We start from the raw sequence: 18,774 nt of genomic DNA, 5'->3' as shown, positions 1-18,774 counted from the left end.
AACCCAGCAGATGCTGGGTTTTTTATTGGAACTTTTTAAGCGGATACTGTTGCCGGTGCACGAGATAAGTGAATCAAATAGTCTGCCATTAGTCGGGTAGCCCAAGATTCGGTTTGCATCAAGCCCTGATAAAAGCCGCAATGACTGCCTTTTTTGGTGGTAATCACCATAATATTAGACATCGCCCGAATTTTTTCTTTATAAGGTTCTAAATTTCGGATGTGACAAACCGGATCATCCTCCGCATTTAAAATCATCAGTGGGATTTTGACACTTTCAAACACATAAATCGGATTGGTTGCCTGAGTATAACTGGCATAATCCGCAAATCCGGCCAGTTCAAAATAGAGTTTTTCAAATTCGGACAGATCTTTAACTTCTAATAACTGTTTCCAGCTTGGGCAGACCTGCCAGGTTTCTTGATAAGGATGAATAAAGCGCTTAATCAGTTTTTTGGCCATGACTTTACTGTAAAACGGATGCACATTGGCAAAACCGGTTTCAGTGTTATAGCCAGGGCATAAGGCAAAAGCCGCTTTGAGTGGGGTTTGTTCACCTTCTTCGCCCAGATAACGCACTAACAATCCCGTACCCGCAGAAGATCCAACCCCATAGAGATCGGACTGAGGAAATCTGTCCTGTATATACAAGAGCTGCTCACGCAAATCCTGAGTTGAACCAAACAGGTTCATTTTAGGCACAGGCATGGGTAAGTCTGCATGACCACGGCGTAAACACAATGCCACACGCCAACCGGTATGTTTATGCAGATCACGAACCAGTTCACGCATCGATTCAGGAGAACCGGTTATCGTATGCAATAAAACAATGGTAGGGGTATTTGCAGGAAGATCCAGTCCATACCAGGCAATACCGGTAATTCCGCCATCTGACATTTTCAGCTGTTCAAGCGCGTCATATTTCAGCTTAATGGTACGTTTTTTAATTAAATCGAAATATAGAATATGTGCGTGTGCATTAGCTAACCACGGCGTAGGGCGATATTTTTGTTGCAGCTGCGGTAAGCGTTCAATGAGTCCCGAAAATACACCATTCGGATTGTAATACAGGGTCGGCTCGTCTGCTCCGCTGAAACGATCCAGATATTCACTGGAAAGCTGACCCAATTTTTTAAGCAACATTTTCATCTGTCATCCCCCTCTAGTTGTACTAGCTGTGATTTACAAATTTCATGCCGACTTGAATCAATAGTTCGAATTAAGTTTTAGCTTGGAATGATTGCATCCGCTGGCCCATCTGTACAGCCAAGGCCTCAAGTCCGGACTTAGGTCGAATCATGACTTCAAAATCAATCATCTGACCCTCTTCATTAAACTGAATCATGTCAACTCCCTTTAGTTTTTTATCGCCCACATTGGCAGAAAACTCAAGTACGACATTGTTACCATCTTCACTTATAAATTCACGGTGATAAGTGAAGTTTTCAAAGACTTGAATGACATTGGTCAAAATAAAAAATACCAACTGTTTTCCAGGATAAGGCTGAAAAGCCACAGGCGAACGAAATACCACTTCTTCAGCAAGCAGCTCATTCAAGATCGACATATCACGGCTTTCTAGCATCTCATGCCAGCGTGCAATGGATTTTTTGGTATTTTCGATGGTCATTTTGAATTCCTTTTTTGTTATTAAAAAATTAATCTCCCTCACCCCAGCCCTCTCTTGCACTTCGTTTAAAGCAGTACTTTAAACTCGTTCAGGGAGAGGAAGATAACACTTTTTATACCGATTTATCCCTCTCCTTTTAGGAAAGGGTCAGGGAGAGGTTAATAAAGTTTGGCTTTTTAAATTAAATCACCGCCGCCAATTCAGCACCCTGACGGATGGCACGTTTGGCATCCAGCTCACCTGCTTCTTTCGCCCCACCAATCAGATGCACATTTTTACCCGCCGCTTTTAGCTCATCAAACATGGCGGTATAAGATTCCTGACCAGCGCAAATGATCACGTGATCGACTTCTAGTACCGCAGGTTTGTCATTTACGATTATATGTAAGCCCTGATCATCAATTTTTTCATAATTGGCGCCCGCAATCATTTTTACATCACGGTGTTTTAAACCAGTACGATGAATCCAGCCTGTGGTTTTACCCAAACTTGCGCCGACTGAAGCGGCTTTACGTTGCAATAAATAAATTTCACGTTGCGGTTTTTCTACATTTGCAGCTTTTAAGCCACCGACATTTTCATAGTCAGTATCAATACCCCATTCATCATAGAATTTTTCCGGATTGATACTGCCACTTTCTCCTTCATGACTCAGGAATTCGGCTGTATCAAAGCCAATACCACCTGCACCAATAATGGCAACTCGCTGACCCACTGGCTTACGTTCTTTCAAAACGTCCAGATAAGACAATACTTTTGCATGATCAATGCCTGGAATCTCAAGCTGACGCGGTGTCACGCCTGTTGCCACCACAATGTCATCAAAGTTTGACTGAGCCAGCTCTTCCAGACTCGCCTTATGATTCAGTTGCAATTTGATACGTGGCTGTAATTCAATCTGGCGTTTGAAATAACGCAAGGTTTCATAAAACTCTTCCTTGCCTGGAATAGTCTTGGCAATATTAAACTGTCCACCAATCTGAGCAGCGGCTTCAAATACCGTCACCTGATGACCGCGATTTGCCGCATATACAGCAAAACTTAAACCTGCAGGACCTGCACCAATCACGGCAATATTTTTTGCCACATTGGTTTCTTTAAAAATGAGCTCTGTTTCATAGCAGGCACGTGGATTGACCAGACAGGTGGCAATTTTCATTGAGAAAATATGATCCAGACAGGCCTGATTACAACCGATACAGGTATTGATCTCATCGCTACGACCCTGCTCCGCTTTCAAGACAAACTCAGAGTCTGCCAGCATTGGGCGGGCCATGGAAATCATATCAGCATCACCAGATGCCAATACATATTCAGCCATTTCCGGAGTATTAATACGGTTTGAAGTGATTAAAGGAATCTTCACCTGACCTTTCAGCTTACGCGTGACCCAAGTGAAGGCTGCACGTGGCACTTTGGTGGCAATCGTCGGAATACGCGCTTCATGCCAGCCAATGCCAGTATTGATAATGGTCGCACCGGCTTTTTCAATTTCTTTGGCCAACTGGATGACTTCTTCCAGAGTTGAACCGCCTTCGACCAGATCCAGCATAGATAGGCGATAAATAATGATAAAGTTCTCACCGACCATTTCACGGGTACGGCGTACGATTTCAATCGGGAAACGGATGCGGTTTGCATAGCTTCCACCCCACTCATCATCACGATGGTTGGTACGCGCGGCAATAAACTCATTAATCAGATAGCCTTCCGAGCCCATGATTTCTACACCGTCATAACCGGCATATTTAGCCAGCTTGGCACAATTGGCAAAATCATCAATGGTTTGTTGCACTTCAGCCGAAGTTAAAGCATGGGGTTTGACTGGATTGATCGGTGCCTGAATTGGGGATGGCGCGACATTTTCGGCCTGATAAGAATAACGCCCGGTATGTAAAATCTGCATGGCAATTTTCCCGCCCGCCTCATGTACGGCCTGGGTAATCACCTTATGCTTTTCAGCTTCTTCAAGAGTGTCAAGTTTGGAACCACCATGAAACGTCACCCCATCATCATTTGGAGAAATCCCGCCGGTGACGATTAAAGCGACTCCACCTTTGGCACGCTCTGCATAGAAAGCTGCCATCCGATCATATCCGCCGGGTGCTTCTTCAAGACCAACGTGCATGGAACCCATTAATACGCGGTTTTTAAGTGTGGTAAAACCCAAGTTCAATGGGGCAAGTAAATTCGGATATTTAGACATTTCAACTCCTGAGCATGCGTTTAGGCTGGCTATTGTTTTAGCAACTGGCAGTTTGATCCCTCAATCTTTCCAGTTTAATGCAACTTGTTGCACTAATTTATATGCCAGAATTGATTTTTATGCAACATGTTGCATAATAATCCCGAGTCACTTTTTTGAGACGTTTATGTCTTTAGCGCATGTTTTATTGACCAGCCTGATTGAAAAACCTAGCACCGGAATCGAACTGGCTCGCCGTTTTGACCGTTCCATGGGCTTCTTCTGGAATGCCACTCATCAGCAGATTTATCGCGAGCTGAATGCCATGCTGCAAAAAGGCTGGATTTCGACGATAGAAGAGGAAGACTCGAATAGCCGCAAAAAAACTTATCAGGTAAAACGTCTGGGCCGGGAAGAACTGGCCAACTGGATGCTACAACAAAGCCCACCGGCACAACTGCGCGAAGAACTAATGGTACGTCTGCGTGCCGAAGCCCAACTTGGTGGCAATAACACCTTGGCAGAACTGGAACGCCATCTGGAACTGCATAAAGAAAAACTGAAAACCTATCAGCAGATTTTTGCCAAAGACTTTGCTCAAGCGGACAAAACTGACCGTACCTTATATATTCATAAAATGATTCTGCAACTGGGAATTGATCAGGAACTGGGTTGGATTTCCTGGCTGGAACAGGTTATTCCGCGACTGCAACAATTTGACGCACAACAATTATAAATACGGAGACACACATGCCCTTTTATCGCATGCCCGATGGTGAACAGCTATTTGTACGCGAATACGGTCGGGGACAGCCGGTACTGGTACTCTCTGGACTTGGCATGCTGAGCTGGCAATGGAAAGCTTTTCTCTATCCGCATCAGAAAAATTTCCGTTTCATTATTCCAGAATGGCGCGGCTTTGGGGCTTCCAGTCGCTGTAAAATTCCGCCAGATAGGGATGCGATTTCCAGTCACTGGTTGGATATTCAGTCGGTAATTCAACAGCTCAATTTAGATAAATTCATTGTGCTTGCTTACTCTATGGGCGCAACCACAGCAATGCACGGCATACATTATGGCAACTTTTCCAGTCAGATTTCTGCTTATTTACATATCGATCAAACACCTAAAATTCCGGTCGATGATGCTTGGGCTTTTGGACTTTTTGGTCCACGTCATCAGGAATTTATCGACATCCTGCAGCAGCTCTCTGCCCTACTTGCACAATACCAGCAAGTTGAATTGATCCGCGATCTCGACATTTCGGTACGTAAACAAATCGCTGCCCTATGGCTAAAGTTTATTCAGCTACAAAATGAACAAAAATATAGTCTGAAAGCTTTCGCATTTATCCTAAATCAACCTCGCCTGCAAAGCCTGTTATTGCCTTCCAGCCGGGTGGATTATATGGCGTGGTATATAAACAATTATTTATATCATCGTGAGGATTATCGTAAGGCACTAGCCCAGCTCAGCTGCCCAGTGACTTTCTTTAGTGGCGTACAATCCAAGTTGTATCCTTTTGAAGGTCAGCGCCTGATTGCAGAAAGCCTGCCTAATGCCAAACAAATAATTTTCAGAAAATCCGGCCATACACCTTTACTGACTGAACCCTTAAAATTTACCCGAGAACTTGGCATCTTCTTAAAAGAAAATTCACAATCTAGCACTTCAGCTGCCTAAAGATTCAGGAGATAGAACAATGAAAAAGCTGGTGGTCTTTTCCGGTGCAGGCATGAGCGCCGAAAGTGGCATTAATACTTTTCGCGACAGTGATGGACTTTGGGAACAGTATCGTATAGAAGAAGTGGCTACACTTGAGGCTTGGGCTAAAAATCCGCAACTGGTACAACGCTTTTATAACGCCCGCCGTAAAAATATTCTAGAAGCACAGCCAAATGCTGCCCACCAAGTGATTGCGGATCTTGAAGATAACTTTGATGTGCATGTAATCACCCAAAATATTGATGACTTACATGAACGTGCCGGCAGCTCCAAGGTGATCCATTTACATGGCAATATTCGTCTGGCCAAAAGCTCAGGCCCTGATGCACAAAGCACGACCGAGTTTTATCCAATTGAAGGTTCTGAATTAGATTTAAATCAACACTTTTGTAAGGCAGGCTATCCGCTGCGTCCTCATGTAGTCTGGTTTGGTGAAGCCGTGCCCGCGTATGAAGAAGCTCAAGAATGTATACAGGATGCCGATATTTTCGTAGTGATTGGCACCAGCCTACAGGTTTATCCGGTCGCCGGGTTAATTCATGAGATTCCTGCGCACTGTGAGGCCTATTACATCGACCCGAAAGCCGAGCAGCAGCATTTACCTGCACATTTTCACAAGATTACCCAAAGCGCGACCGATGGCATGCAAACATTGCTAAGTTTACTTAAATCCGGGAATTAAAATTTTTTTATATGTGCATTCTCTGATTGACAGTATGCAACAATCAATTTTTAATCAGCTTATCGTTGCAAGAATGGAATTAAACCATGCTGTCTGATCTGGATGACTTTTACTGTTTCGCTCAGGTGGTGGAACATGGCGGCTTTAGTGCAGCCGAACGTGCAACCGATATTCCCAAATCCAAACTTAGCCGCCGGGTGTTTAATCTGGAAGAGCGTCTGGGTGTACGTCTGATTCAGCGCAGTTCGCGTCATTTTGCCGTCACCGATATTGGCATGAATATTTATCGGCATGCCCAAGTTATGCTGAATGCTGCACAGGCAGCGCATGATCTGGTTGACCATCTAAGCACTGAACCGCGCGGAACTATTAAAGTCAGTCTGCCAGTGTCTATTGCCCAGAACGAACTGGCAAAAATTCTGCCGGATTTTTTGAAAAAATATCCTGAAATTAAAGTTCAGATGATGATCACCAATCGCCGGGTCGATATTATCAATGAAGGCTTTGATCTGGCCTTACGTGTCCGTTCCAGCCTGGATGATGACCCGAATCTAGTGATTCGCCAGTTTGAAAAAATTGAGCAACATCTATTCGCCAGTCAAGGTTACTTAAACGAATTTGGTGAACTGAAAACCCCTGAGCAACTGGCTGAACATAAAATCCTGAGTATGGCCGAAGACCATACCGAGCAGTTTCTAACCTTACAGAATGAACAGCAGGAACAGAAAAAAATACGTGTCAGTCCAACGGTCATGGGGTCTGATTTAAATATGCTGGCACAACTGGCCGCGTCAGGCTCAGGCATCACTTTGTTACCTGATAACGTGGTCGAGCAGTATGTAGCAAGTGGTGAACTGGTTCGGGTACTTCCTGACTGGAAAGCACCACATGGTATTTTCCATGTGGTTTATCCTTCACGTCGTGGCTTATTGCCCGCAGTACGGGTCTTTATTGATTATCTGGTTGCTGAATTAAATCAGCGCTAAGTAATACGCTTTTTAGAAAAATGGACAAAAAAATAGCTCATTCTTGGGGAAAAATGAGCTAGAGAAACTGTCACTACAGCATAGTAAGCGAAAAAAAGGGAACCTATGTATCTGATTCTTAGTTTAATCAGATATAAAATCCTAAACCACTGTTTAATGTAGTGTTTTGTATTTTTTCGTCAACAAGCACAAGTGAGTTGTAATTTATGTAAGTGGATTAGCTTAATAAAGATCATTCAATCAATATTTTAAATCTCCGGATACTCACCTGTGCCTTCAGGCCAAGGCGACAAGACTTCAAACCCGGTTTCGGTGACATAGACCATATGTTCCCATTGGGCAGACCAGGATTTATCCGTGGTGACCACAGTCCAGCCATCTTTCAACTCTTTGACGCGGGCTTTACCCATATTCACCATCGGCTCAATGGTAAACACCATACCTGAGACCAGTTTAATGCCCTGACCCGGCTGGCCGTAATGCAGAATGTTTGGCTGTTCGTGATAGACCTTGCCGATGCCATGACCGCAATATTCACGCACAATGGAATAGCCTTCACGCTGTGCGACCGTTTGAATCGCATAACCAATATCACCCAAGGTCGCGCCCGGCTTCACCGCATGAATCCCGGCCACCATGGCTTCATAAGTGGTATTGACCAGTCGCTTGGCTTCTGAAGATGGTGTTCCAACATAGTACATCCGGCTGGTATCACCAAAATAACCGTCTTTAATAATGGCCACATCAATATTGATAATATCGCCATCTTGGAGAGCGACTTTTGATGATGGAATGCCATGACAAACCACTTCATTCGGTGAAATACAGGTGGTTTTGGTATAGCCATAATAGCCAATATTGGCTGGCGTCACTTTTAATGTATTGACAATAAAATCATGACAGAGATCATCCAGATATTCAGTCGTAACACCTGGCTTGACATGCCCCCCGATCATCGCTAAAACCTCTGCAGCCAAACGCCCAGATATCCGCAGTTTTTCAACATCTTGCTCAGTCTTAAGACTAATCGCTGGAGCTCGCATATACCTATCCTCACTATGAATCCCTGAATTATAATCCCTTTTTTGCGAAATATGTCGCAGTTGTTGAGTTTCAGCACAGCAATTTTCCTTGAAATAGGAATTTTCACTGCTGTTTATTTATACAAACAATAACTGACATATTTTGATATCAAGTGCAGATATTTTTTGAGCTTATAAGGAAAAATATATTTTTCAGCGAATTATCAAACATATATTTCTACCAAGATTTGAATGACCGGTTATATGATCCGCAAACTCACTAGAATCAAGGCTTCCAGCCTTAAAATAAACTCCAAAAAATTGGACATATACACTAAAATCGCTTTCTTTTGTTCTATTGATCTCCCTTTATGACAAGTCTGCGTACTCGGGATATTGTCGCCCTAGGTTTTATGACCTTTGCACTGTTTATTGGTGCGGGCAACATTATCTTCCCACCGATTGTGGCTCAACAAGCCGGTGAACACGTATGGCTCGCTGCTTTAGGTTTCCTTATTACAGCAGTCGGCTTACCCGTGATTACCATTATTGCGTTGTCTCGCGTTGAAGGCTCCATTCAGGCACTAAGCTCGCCTCTGGGCAAAGCAGCCAGTATTTTGCTGACTGTAATCTGTTACTTAGCTGTTGGTCCTTTATTTGCGACGCCACGTACCGCAACCGTTTCTTATGAAATCGGTTTTTCATCTTACTTTGGCAATGAATCTGGCAGCCTGCTCATTTACAGCATCATCTATTTTGCTGTGGTGACCATCGTGTCTTTATATCCAAACAAGATTCTGGATACCGTCGGCTATTTCCTGTCGCCACTTAAAATTATTTCTTTGATAATTTTGGGTGTAGCAGCCGTGATGATTCCTGCCAGCAATCCGCCTGCAGCGATCGATAATTACGTTACCAGTCCAGTGACTGAAGGCTTCGTAAATGGTTATTTAACCATGGATACTTTGGGCGCTTTAGTTTTCGGTATTGTGATTGTCAAAGCCATTACTTCACGTGGTGTAACGGATAAAAAACTGATTACCAAATATGCGGTTAATGCCGGCATTATTTCTGGTATTGGTTTAACTCTGGTGTATTTAAGTCTGTTTAAACTTGGACTGGGTAGCCATGAGATTGCCCCAAATGCAGCCAACGGTGCCATTATCCTGCATGCATATGTACAACATGCTTTTGGCGATATGGGTGCCTACTTCCTGTCTGGCATGATTTTTATTGCCTGTATGGTGACTGCAATTGGTCTGACCTGTGCCTGCGCTGAGTATTTCTCCAGCTTGACCAAAATCCCATACAAGATCTTTGTATTTATTCTGGTGGGCTTCTCACTGGTGATTTCAAATCTGGGTTTAACCAAACTGATTGCCGTTTCGGTTCCAGTCTTGAGCGCGATTTATCCGCCTGCCATTAGCGTCATTATGCTGAGCTTCTGTGCAAACTTCTTTAAGAAACCATCTCATGTGATTGCGCCAGTGACCCTGGTAGCCTTTATCTTTGGTATTTTTGACGGATTAAAAGTCGCTGGTTTTGAATTGCCTGCATTCCTGCAAAATTTACCTCTATCAGAACAGAATCTGGCCTGGTTTATTCCATCCATGATTGTATTGCTGATTACAGCTGTAATTGACCGTATTAGAAACTAAAATTTCTAGGATGTCTGAAGAATCGTATTTTTACCCAAAATCCGGTTTGAGCGTGATCAATAATTGTCAGGTTTTACCCAAACGGACATTTATTGTTTCTTAATGATGACATCAAATCAATCACCGCTGTAAATCTTGATACTAAGATTTTCTATAAAATATGATGTATAGAATTGCACTTTAATTATTTTATTTTTTATATAAATATAAACAAAACTTTTAATTTCCTGATTTTAGATACCTATTGTTGCTAACTTAAACCAAGTCCCCCTCCGAGTCATACGCAGGTTTACAAAGTATTGATTAACACTACATATCTTTGGCGTAGAATTTGCATTTTCTATCTGGTCGCATTAATTAAATGATGACTACATCTTATTTCCAAAACTAACTGGAGGTGACATCTGAAAATATAATTCTTGCCTAATCAAGTGATTATGTAGTTATACGACTAAAGATGGCCATTTTGACTGTAAAAGCCTGCCACAGCAGTTGCAAAGGTCCAAATTAAACAGTACAACTATATATTCAATTCTGACTGATTAAATCTGCTTTAATCTTCAATAACATAAATAAATGGGAGGGATGGAGATGTTATCATTACATTTCAACAAGCAAGTCTTCATTGACGCTCTTAAAGCCAACAACACCAATCTGGTGACATTTATATGCACCACTTTTGCACTCATGCTGACTTTAACCGTCCATTGCTTAATTCAAGGTAATTTAAAACTTGAATACTTTGGCTATGCACTGATTGTCTCAGCTGCGTTTTTCCTATGGGCTGCCATAGACCAGAAATACCGATAAACAAATTTTAAATTAGCCCAGATGGATGATTTGGCCAGTCATCCATCTGGTGAAAAAAGTGTTTTGACTTTCAATCATTCCAGCATCATTTCAGAATAACAATAAAGAGAAGATCAGAATAATCTGATAAATGCCCCATAGAGCAAGATCCCCGTCCCGCCCAATTCTGCGACAATTAAACCCAGCATGGCGAAAGTCATTAAACTTCCTGGCAAATGAAACTTACCCAATTGATGCGGCTGTTTAAACTGATTCGTTGTGTCTTGCAGGAAACCATGCAACATATAAGCGGCAATCGAGAAGCTGAAAAATATTATATTAATGAGTACGCAAATCAGATTCACCATACTCGGCAATACTGAACAATAGGCCAATACTGCCAGAATTAAGGTCGCAGGTGCATAAAGCAGGCTGCTACGATGGGCAATATCGACATAATAATGTGCACGTGACTGAGGCGATTGACGAATCTGCCAATATTTCCAAACGCCGGTGAACATCCCGATCCACAAGAAGATTCCACTAAAAATAATGCCGATTTTAACGGCCAGCTCAAGTTCCATTAGCTGCATAAGATCATTCCATGTTTATTATTTGACTGACTTTAAAGTCATGTTTTCCCCGAGCTACCCTGCTAAAAATCTATACAGTAAAAGCTTCATCAGGATTCTAAAAAATATAGTGTAACGTATGTCTGAATTTGAAACATTGACTCTCCAGTGCCAAGATGGCTATCGCTTAAGTGCACGTTTTTATGCAGCAATTTCTGAAACTGACAAACTTCCAGTATTAGTCTGTCCAGCAACTGGCATTACCAAACAGTTTTATCATCAGTTTTGTGTGTGGTTACAAGCTCAAGGCTATGCCGTTATGGTCTTTGATTTTCGCGGGATTGGTGATTCACTACATGGCCCTTTGAAAAATTCAAAAGCCAGTATTGTGCAATGGGGGCAACTGGATATACCGGCCGCGATTGATGCTTTATCAACGCGTACAAATGCAGAAAAAGTGATCCTACTTGGACATAGTGCCGGTGGTCAGCTTTTAGGTATTGTGCCAAATTATGATAAAGTCGCAAAAGTGGTGGCTGTCTCTGGCTCTACCGGACATGTGAAAGGACTCAAAGGCAAAACCAAGTTACTTGCGCCAGTGATGTTTAATGTCATTTTCCCACTGGCTCGCATCACTAAAGGCTATGGCCCAACTCAAGTGATTGGTATGGGTGAAAACCTGCCTAAAGATGTGGCTCGCGAATGGGCGCAGTTCTGTAGTAAACCGGGTTATGTAATCAACGCGATTGGTAAAAATATTGCACCATCCCATGATTATCATGCTCAAATCACCTGCCCTGTGACTGCAATCTGGTCATCTGATGATGAGATTGCCACCGAAGCCAATGTGAAAGATTTACTACGTTTATATCCAAACGCAAAAACCCAAATAATTGAACTTAAACCTAAAAGTTATGCTTATAAGGCCATTGGTCATATGCTGATGTTTAAAAAATCGCATCAGAATTTATGGCCGGTGATTGAGCAACAATTGGCTGTTTAAATCAGATTTAGATGGTTATTTGCAGGCTGCTGTGTTCTAATACGCTTAGTTTGAGATGAGCCTCTTACAGTATATGGGCTTGACCTATATACGACTAGCCCCTAACCATGGGGCTTTTTATTGTCTGAATATTTTAAAACGTATATAAAAATGGGCTGACGATAACGCCAACCCATGTCTTTCTTTATCGAATTAAATATTATTTTGTCTCAATGTCATAAACCCAATTTCGTGCCTGTTTGTCTGTGGTCGTTTCACAAACATAATAGTCGTGATCCCATGAATTAGGATGGAAGATTTCCTTTTTGGTATAAGTGACATTTTTGCCTTTTTCGACACAGATAAAACTGTCACCTTGGTCTTTGACTTGGGTTCCATTGAGGAAACCACCAATACAGAGGAATCGAGATTGTTTTGCCATTTGGTTAGATCAACTTTTACATCACTAAAATATGTGGTGATTAAACGATTTATTGAAAATACTGTAAAGCGTAACCAAGAAAAATTCTAACCTTATCAAGAAGCAAATTTATTCAGCATTTTTTCTATGTAATAATCGTAGTTACCCAATTGCTTTGACCAAAATGTATTTTTTTCAATTGATTCTAAAAATTGGATAGGATCAATTTTCACTTCATCTTTTTCAATATAAAATTGCTCATCAACAAGTTTTTGCATAAATTCAGATTCACAATTTGATGTAATGATGACTTCATCTAAAGATACTTTTAAATGATCACCAAAATATTCATGATCAAACTCTAGTGTAGTATCAATAATCCAAGTATGAAGTACGACTTCACTTATGTCATCAAAGAACTCTTTTAAAAAATATTTTTTAATATACTCAACTTTTTTATCCAACTGATAACTAGCTTTATTCAAGGTGAAGTTTTTATATTCATAAATTTCCTGAATACTACTTCTTATATATGTAGATTTCACTTCTGCCACAATGACATGATTTCCATGAATTGCTATTAAATCAATTTCACCAACATCTTTAAATTCAGGAACAAGTTGAGGAAATACTTCAAAACCTAAATGATGCATTTTTTCTGCTAGAGTTAACTCAATCTGATTAGTTTCTCCCTTCAATTCAAATCTATTTTTATGTAATTTACGAAAGTAGTTGGTCATAGTAGTATTTAAATTTTGATATGCTGTAAGCCATGGAAATTGAAAAATAAAGTCATCAATCTTATAAAATGGTTTTTGTTGGAATGTAGACACATCATCATTGTCGTACAAATCACAACTCCAAAAACTTAGAATCTCATCCATTTTTTTCTTTTTTATATTATTAGAAGCCCCCTGAACCCATGAAGACATTCTTTTTATCTTCTCTTCTCTTTTAGCGAAAGTAAAAGGCATCCTATTTTCGCCAATTACAAAACCATGCATAGTAAGCTGTGTTAATGCATCTAATTTATCTTCAGAATTAGGTAAAAAACGCATAAATTTTTCAATATGATCCTTTAAATAATGTGCTTGTGATAAAGTCATGGTAATCATTGTTTCAAAAGCATTGAGCTTTTGGTTATTGATACTGAATTCTGTAATCCCATAAACTTGGGCTAACTGCTCTTGAATACCAAAGGCTTTTGACAATGCAATTGCATTAGCTTCTAAATTATCACCTGTATTTATGATGCTATAAATTGCGTCAGATTTTAGTAATTTTTCAGCCCCTACACCTAACCAATAACTTATCAATAAAGCATTTTTCTCCGACCAATTATCCTTTTTCTCTTTTGTATTGGTATAAATCAATTCTGAGTTGTTGAGCTTGTAATTTACTTGCTTATCAAAACAGAATGACTCTAATACATTTCTTTTATAGTTAAGGATCTCAATTTTGATAGCTACAAGCTTTTTATAAAACTCATACTGATCTTGAAGAAGTACACTCATACCCTCACCAATCAAGAAAGGCATTAACTTATTTCTCAATGCCAATGCTAGCGATTGTTCTGTTAATTTTTTAGTATTTTTTCTAGAAGTTTTGACAATATGATCAAATGCTTTCCAAACCGTTTCTGCTGAGTTATTTTCAGTACTATCAAATTGATAAGGTAAATGTGCAAAATAATCTTGATTAGGAATTAAATACTGATAAGCGTATAAACTGCCAAAAGCCATAGCAGTAATTTGACCAACGTTGATTGTATTTTTTATCTCTTCATAAATTTCCAATCGATGCTTATATTGTGATTGTAAATGTTTTACAGTCTGAAAAAATATATGCAGTGCGTCGATTTGTATTTCTTGATCAATTTCTTTTAAAACATTCCAAGAATTATGATCTGATTGTAGGATTAACCCAGACTGACGTACCGCTAAAATAAAGCTTTGAACATCTAGTTTTAAATAATTTACACAGACATTTTTATCAACACCCCCAAATCGCAAATATTGGCTCAAAGCTAAAATGTAGTTTTCACTTTGAACTTCATCAACTGTAAGTAACTTAATAAAATTTGATTGCCAAAACATATCAAACTTATTTTTGAATAATCCTATCTTAGGTTGTGTACTTTTATATAAAAGTTCTTTAACAATTTTTTCTTTAGCTTTTTCCACACTAAGTTCTAAAGCTAAATGTTCAAATTTTTCTTCGTAATAATTTTTCATAAAAAAATAAGGGCTGATTAATCAGCCCTTATCTTATACCGCTTATTGCTTAATTAACAAAGAATTAAGTCAACTGAGCAGCAGCAATTTTCTTCGTATCAACGTCTTTAGCGGCGTTAGTATATTCGCTCATCTTGTCGAAGCTTAAGTATTGATAGATGTCAGCTGACATGCTGTCAATTTGAGCTGCGTACTGTTGGTATTCTTCTGGAGAAGGCAATTTACCCAATACAGCAGCAACAGAAGCAAGTTCAGCAGAAGCCAGGTAAACGTTAGCACCTTGACCTAAACGGTTCGGGAAGTTACGCGTAGAAGTCGATACACAAGTCGTGTTCGGAGCTACACGTGCTTGGTTACCCATACATAATGAACAACCTGGCATTTCAGTACGCGCGCCAGCTTTACCATAAATGTTATAGAAACCTTCTTCCATCAACTGATGCTCGTCCATACGCGTAGGTGGAGCAATCCACAAACGAGTTGACAACGCACCACCTGGAACTTTCTCAAGTAACTTACCAGTCGCACGGAAGTGACCGATGTTCGTCATACAAGAACCAACGAATACTTCGTCAATTTTCGCGCCTTGAACATCAGAAAGAAGTTTCGCATCATCTGGATCGTTCGGGCAGCAAAGAATAGGTTCTTTGATGTCTGCAAGATCGATTTCATACACTTTCGTGTATTCAGCGTCAGCATCCGCTTTGATCAGGCTTGGGTTAGCCAACCATTTTTCCATGTTCTCAACACGACGAGCCATAGTACGCGCATCGCCATAACCTTCAGAAATCATCCACTTCAACATGGTGATGTTTGAACGAAGGTATTCAGCAACTTTCTCTTCAGAAAGCGTGATAGAACAACCAGCAGCAGAACGTTCAGCAGAAGCATCAGAAAGCTCGAATGCTTGCTCAACAGTCAGGTCAGTTTCCATTTCTGTTAAGTCGATCTCAAGGATACGACCAGAGAAGATGTTTTTCTTACCTTTCTTCTCTACAGTTAGGTCGCCTTCCTTAATTGCGTAGTAAGGAATTGCATGTACAAGGTCACGTAGCGTGATACCAGGCTGCATTTTACCCTTGAACTTCACAAGTACAGATTCAGGCATATCAAGAGGCATAACACCAGTTGCTGCAGCGAACGCTACAAGACCAGAACCCGCCGGGAATGAAATACCGATTGGGAAACGAGTATGCGAGTCACCACCAGTACCAACGGTATCTGGAAGAAGCATACGGTTTAACCAAGAGTGAATAATACCGTCACCTGGGCGTAAAGACACACCACCACGGTTCATGATGAAATCAGGAAGCGAGTGTTGCATTTGAACGTCAACTGGTTTTGGATACGCAGCTGTATGACAGAAAGATTGCATAACAAGGTCAGCAGAGAAACCTAGGCAAGCCAAGTCTTTCAATTCGTCACGCGTCATTGGACCTGTTGTATCTTGCGAACCAACAGTGGTCATCTTAGGTTCACAGTAAGTACCTGGAAGTACGCCTTGACCTTCAGGAAGACCACAAGCGCGACCCACCATCTTCTGAGCTTGAGTGAAACCTTTGCCAGTTGCAGCAGGTTGAACCGGAGTACGGAACATTGTAGATACTGGAAGACCTAAAGCTTCACGAGCCTTAGTCGTCAAACCACGACCAACGATCAGGTTAATACGACCGCCAGCACGTACTTCGTCTAGAAGTACTGGAGTTTTAAGTTCAGCTTCAGCGATTTGCGCGCCGTCTTTGAACGCAGTTACTTTAGCAGCAGCGTGATCGATCTTAAGAACGATTTCGTCGCCCATGTTCATGTTAGCAACATCGATCTCGATCGGTAACGCACCAGCATCTTCCATCGTGTTGAAGAAAATTGGAGCGATTTTAGAACCTAGGCAGTAACCACCGTCTTTTTTGTTCGGGATGTGCGGAATGTCATCACCGAAGAACCAAAGTACAGAGTTAGTTGCAGATTTACGAGATGAACCTGTACCAACAACGTCCCCCACGTAAGCAACCTGGTTGCCTTTCGCGATCAGTTCTTTAATCTGGTTAAGTGGACCCACTTCACCAGGAACTTCTGGATTGATCCCGTCACGTACGTTTTTCAACATTGCATTTGCGTGCAATGGAATGTCTGGACGGCTCCAAGCGTCTTGTGCAGGTGACAAGTCGTCAGTATTGGTTTCGCCAGTTACTTTGAAAACGGTCAGTTTGATTTCTTCAGGAACGTCTTTACGGCTAGTGAACCATTCAGCATCAGCCCAAGACTGCATAACTGCTTGAGCATTTGCGTTACCAGCTTTTGCTTTATCAGCAACGTCATGGAATGCATCAAATACAAGAAGCGTTTTTTTCAATGCTTCAGCTGCAAGTTCAGCAAGCTCAGCATTGTCTAAAAGTTCAACTAAAGGTGCTACGTTATAACCACCAAGCATAGTACCTAGTAAGTAAACAGCACGTTCTTTAGAAACGAGTGGAGAGGTTGCTTCGCCTTTTGCCAATGCAGCTAAGAACGCAGCTTTTACATATGCAGCTTGGTCAACACCTGCTGGTACACGGTTTTCAAGCAAATCTACCAAGTATGCTTCTTCACCAGCTGGCGGGTTTTTTAGTAGTTCAACTAATGCAGCTGTTTGGGCATCGTCAAGTGGCTTCGGTGGGACTCCGAGTGCGGCACGTTCTTCAACGTGTTGGCGGTAAGCTTCTAGCACAGTGTTATTCCTCTTTTTTAAAAAATTACTTATGAATTCCTGCTTATTCCAAGCTTCATAAATAATATGGACTCCGAAATTTTACTAAATTTCCAGTTAAAAGTTAATGCAACTCAAGTGTTTCTTCGTGATGCTCGTTATTTTATAACTAAATGATGCTCTTAATGATTATTCCATAATCAGTTCCAGCTTACACCACACGAAACAAGCCCATGAATAGGCCCTTTTAACTGAATTTAATGCATAAAAAAGGCAACCCTGATGTTGCCTGATTTGAAGTTAAAAAGATACTCCACCTTAGTGTACAGTGGTCGAGTTTAAATACTGCTGATATGAGTCTCGGCAGCCTTGGAATTTCACCACGCATTCATCTTCATAGGTGCTACTGTGATTATTGCTGGCAAAGGAAATATCAACCTGATAAAGCTTTTTATCTTGTTCTAGTATCTTCTTTAAAACGACTTTGTCACCGACGCTGAGTACATAGCGACTGCCGCCAATAATGACTACACCCTCTTCATCTTCCAGCAGCAGATCAGAATGATGCAAATATCTTACGACTTCCATATTGTGCTACTCCTCGGTTAATTGGAGTTAAATTCATTATTCAATATAAAGATAAGTATTTCTATATTTTAGATTTAGAAATTGTCACAAAGTGTGCATTTTGCTTAGGCTATTTTATTATTCAGTCTTTTGAAGATGTGTATATTTAAATACGTTTAATGGGAAATATGAGTTGAATGATTTTATGCAGATTTTAAAAACCGTTCCTTAGAACGGTTTGTAATCTGGTAATTCATCATGCGGTGTCGCAATACACTTTGCAGTAAATTCAGCGCGGACTTTTTCACGGGCTGCTTTTACATCAGCCTTAATCTCTTCGGCTGGAATCGCATAGACTTCATCAATAATATTCAGGATAAAACCTTTGGTGGTTTCATCATCGATCTTGTTGGCATGCTCGATTGCTTTTTCTTTCTCAATCGCATTCTGACGATCCAGCATAATGGTACGCGCCGCATTACCGACACTTCGACAATAACCTTGCCACTGCTCTTCAGGGGTTAAGGGTTTCTTCTCGGCACAACCGGCCAGCGCCAGCATAAACGATAAAGCCAATAACTTTTTCATGAATTTCTCCTTCCGAGGGGCAATATAAAAGATCGGGGAAGATTTGTCATT

17 protein-coding genes are annotated in these 18,774 nt (G+C 41.0%); 7 read left to right on the top strand and 10 right to left on the bottom strand.

Translation table 11 applies throughout. From position 1 onward, the window contains the following. Positions 1 to 35: 35 nt before the first annotated feature. The 3 genes from ACO1B7_RS13665 to ACO1B7_RS13655 all read right to left on the bottom strand — a co-directional run bounded on the left by ACO1B7_RS13665 (position 36) and on the right by ACO1B7_RS13655 (position 3,835). Positions 36 to 1,148, bottom strand: coding sequence for a YheT family hydrolase (locus ACO1B7_RS13665; RefSeq protein ID WP_005100043.1), 1,113 nt, complete (start codon positions 1,146 to 1,148; stop codon positions 36 to 38). A 70-nt stretch (positions 1,149 to 1,218) separates the two neighbouring features. Continuing rightward, on the bottom strand, positions 1,219 to 1,629 hold the full coding sequence (locus ACO1B7_RS13660) for a nuclear transport factor 2 family protein (protein WP_005100041.1): 411 nt from the start codon (positions 1,627 to 1,629) through the stop codon (positions 1,219 to 1,221). 181 nt (positions 1,630 to 1,810) lie between these two features. Beyond that, positions 1,811 to 3,835, bottom strand: a complete 2,025-nt coding sequence (locus ACO1B7_RS13655) for an NADPH-dependent 2,4-dienoyl-CoA reductase (protein ID WP_005103416.1) — start codon at positions 3,833 to 3,835, stop codon at positions 1,811 to 1,813. Between the two features lie 166 nt (positions 3,836 to 4,001). Here ACO1B7_RS13655 and ACO1B7_RS13650 point away from each other — a divergent pair, with 166 nt between their 5' ends. From ACO1B7_RS13650 to ACO1B7_RS13635, 4 genes are all read left to right on the top strand, one after another. Next, a complete protein-coding gene (locus tag ACO1B7_RS13650) occupies positions 4,002 to 4,550 on the top strand; it encodes a PadR family transcriptional regulator (protein WP_148334890.1) in 549 nt (182 codons plus the stop codon). 14 nt (positions 4,551 to 4,564) lie between these two features. Then, entirely contained in the window at positions 4,565 to 5,497 is a 933-nt protein-coding gene (locus ACO1B7_RS13645) for an alpha/beta fold hydrolase (RefSeq protein WP_222112190.1), read from the top strand. A gap of 19 nt (positions 5,498 to 5,516) precedes the next feature. Continuing rightward, positions 5,517 to 6,221 (top strand): SIR2 family NAD-dependent protein deacylase, encoded by a 705-nt coding sequence (locus ACO1B7_RS13640; protein ID WP_085064889.1) that lies wholly within the window; start codon positions 5,517 to 5,519, stop codon positions 6,219 to 6,221. Positions 6,222 to 6,307: 86 nt separating this feature from the next. Continuing rightward, a complete protein-coding gene (locus tag ACO1B7_RS13635) occupies positions 6,308 to 7,207 on the top strand; it encodes a LysR family transcriptional regulator (RefSeq protein WP_085064888.1) in 900 nt (299 codons plus the stop codon). A 248-nt stretch (positions 7,208 to 7,455) separates the two neighbouring features. Here ACO1B7_RS13635 and map read toward each other — a convergent pair whose 3' ends face one another. Continuing rightward, complete coding sequence (gene map, locus ACO1B7_RS13630; protein WP_423090244.1) at positions 7,456 to 8,250, bottom strand: type I methionyl aminopeptidase; 795 nt, start codon at positions 8,248 to 8,250, stop codon at positions 7,456 to 7,458. A 350-nt stretch (positions 8,251 to 8,600) separates the two neighbouring features. On the opposite strand from map, the gene brnQ reads away from it, so the two are divergent. After that, a complete protein-coding gene (gene brnQ / locus ACO1B7_RS13625; RefSeq protein WP_085064886.1) occupies positions 8,601 to 9,887 on the top strand; it encodes a branched-chain amino acid transport system II carrier protein in 1,287 nt (428 codons plus the stop codon). A 591-nt stretch (positions 9,888 to 10,478) separates the two neighbouring features. Then, positions 10,479 to 10,697 carry a hypothetical protein gene (locus ACO1B7_RS13620; RefSeq protein WP_004645284.1) on the top strand — a complete coding sequence of 73 codons (219 nt, stop codon included), beginning with the start codon at positions 10,479 to 10,481 and terminating at the stop codon, positions 10,695 to 10,697. Positions 10,698 to 10,810: 113 nt separating this feature from the next. Here the strand turns inward: ACO1B7_RS13620 and ACO1B7_RS13615 are convergent, their stop codons facing one another. Then, positions 10,811 to 11,269 carry a hypothetical protein gene (locus ACO1B7_RS13615; RefSeq protein ID WP_222112191.1) on the bottom strand — a complete coding sequence of 153 codons (459 nt, stop codon included), beginning with the start codon at positions 11,267 to 11,269 and terminating at the stop codon, positions 10,811 to 10,813. A 118-nt stretch (positions 11,270 to 11,387) separates the two neighbouring features. Here ACO1B7_RS13615 and ACO1B7_RS13610 point away from each other — a divergent pair, with 118 nt between their 5' ends. After that, on the top strand, positions 11,388 to 12,251 hold the full coding sequence (locus ACO1B7_RS13610) for an alpha/beta hydrolase family protein (protein ID WP_222112192.1): 864 nt from the start codon (positions 11,388 to 11,390) through the stop codon (positions 12,249 to 12,251). Between the two features lie 199 nt (positions 12,252 to 12,450). On the opposite strand, the gene ACO1B7_RS13605 is transcribed toward ACO1B7_RS13610, so the two are convergent. From ACO1B7_RS13605 to ACO1B7_RS13585, 5 genes are all read right to left on the bottom strand, one after another. Then, a complete protein-coding gene (locus ACO1B7_RS13605; RefSeq protein WP_222112193.1) occupies positions 12,451 to 12,672 on the bottom strand; it encodes a hypothetical protein in 222 nt (73 codons plus the stop codon). Positions 12,673 to 12,767: 95 nt separating this feature from the next. Further along, entirely contained in the window at positions 12,768 to 14,885 is a 2,118-nt protein-coding gene (locus ACO1B7_RS13600; RefSeq protein ID WP_222112194.1) for a hypothetical protein, read from the bottom strand. Between the two features lie 64 nt (positions 14,886 to 14,949). Next, on the bottom strand, positions 14,950 to 17,589 hold the full coding sequence (locus ACO1B7_RS13595; RefSeq protein WP_005106643.1) for a bifunctional aconitate hydratase 2/2-methylisocitrate dehydratase: 2,640 nt from the start codon (positions 17,587 to 17,589) through the stop codon (positions 14,950 to 14,952). A 297-nt stretch (positions 17,590 to 17,886) separates the two neighbouring features. Then, positions 17,887 to 18,156: a hypothetical protein gene (locus ACO1B7_RS13590; RefSeq protein ID WP_004645372.1), complete on the bottom strand. Its 270-nt coding sequence runs from the start codon at positions 18,154 to 18,156 to the stop codon at positions 17,887 to 17,889. Between the two features lie 207 nt (positions 18,157 to 18,363). Further along, the gene (locus tag ACO1B7_RS13585; protein ID WP_004645374.1) at positions 18,364 to 18,723 is read right to left on the bottom strand and encodes a hypothetical protein; all 360 of its coding nucleotides are present in this window, start codon (positions 18,721 to 18,723) and stop codon (positions 18,364 to 18,366) included. Between the last annotated feature and the right edge of the window lie 51 nt (positions 18,724 to 18,774).

The sequence above is a fragment of the Acinetobacter lwoffii genome (genome assembly GCF_049367455.1).
Lineage (GTDB): Bacteria > Pseudomonadota > Gammaproteobacteria > Pseudomonadales > Moraxellaceae > Acinetobacter > Acinetobacter lwoffii_W.
The sequence above is the reverse complement of the archived record's forward strand: the minus strand, read 5'-3'. Positions and strand labels throughout refer to the sequence as shown.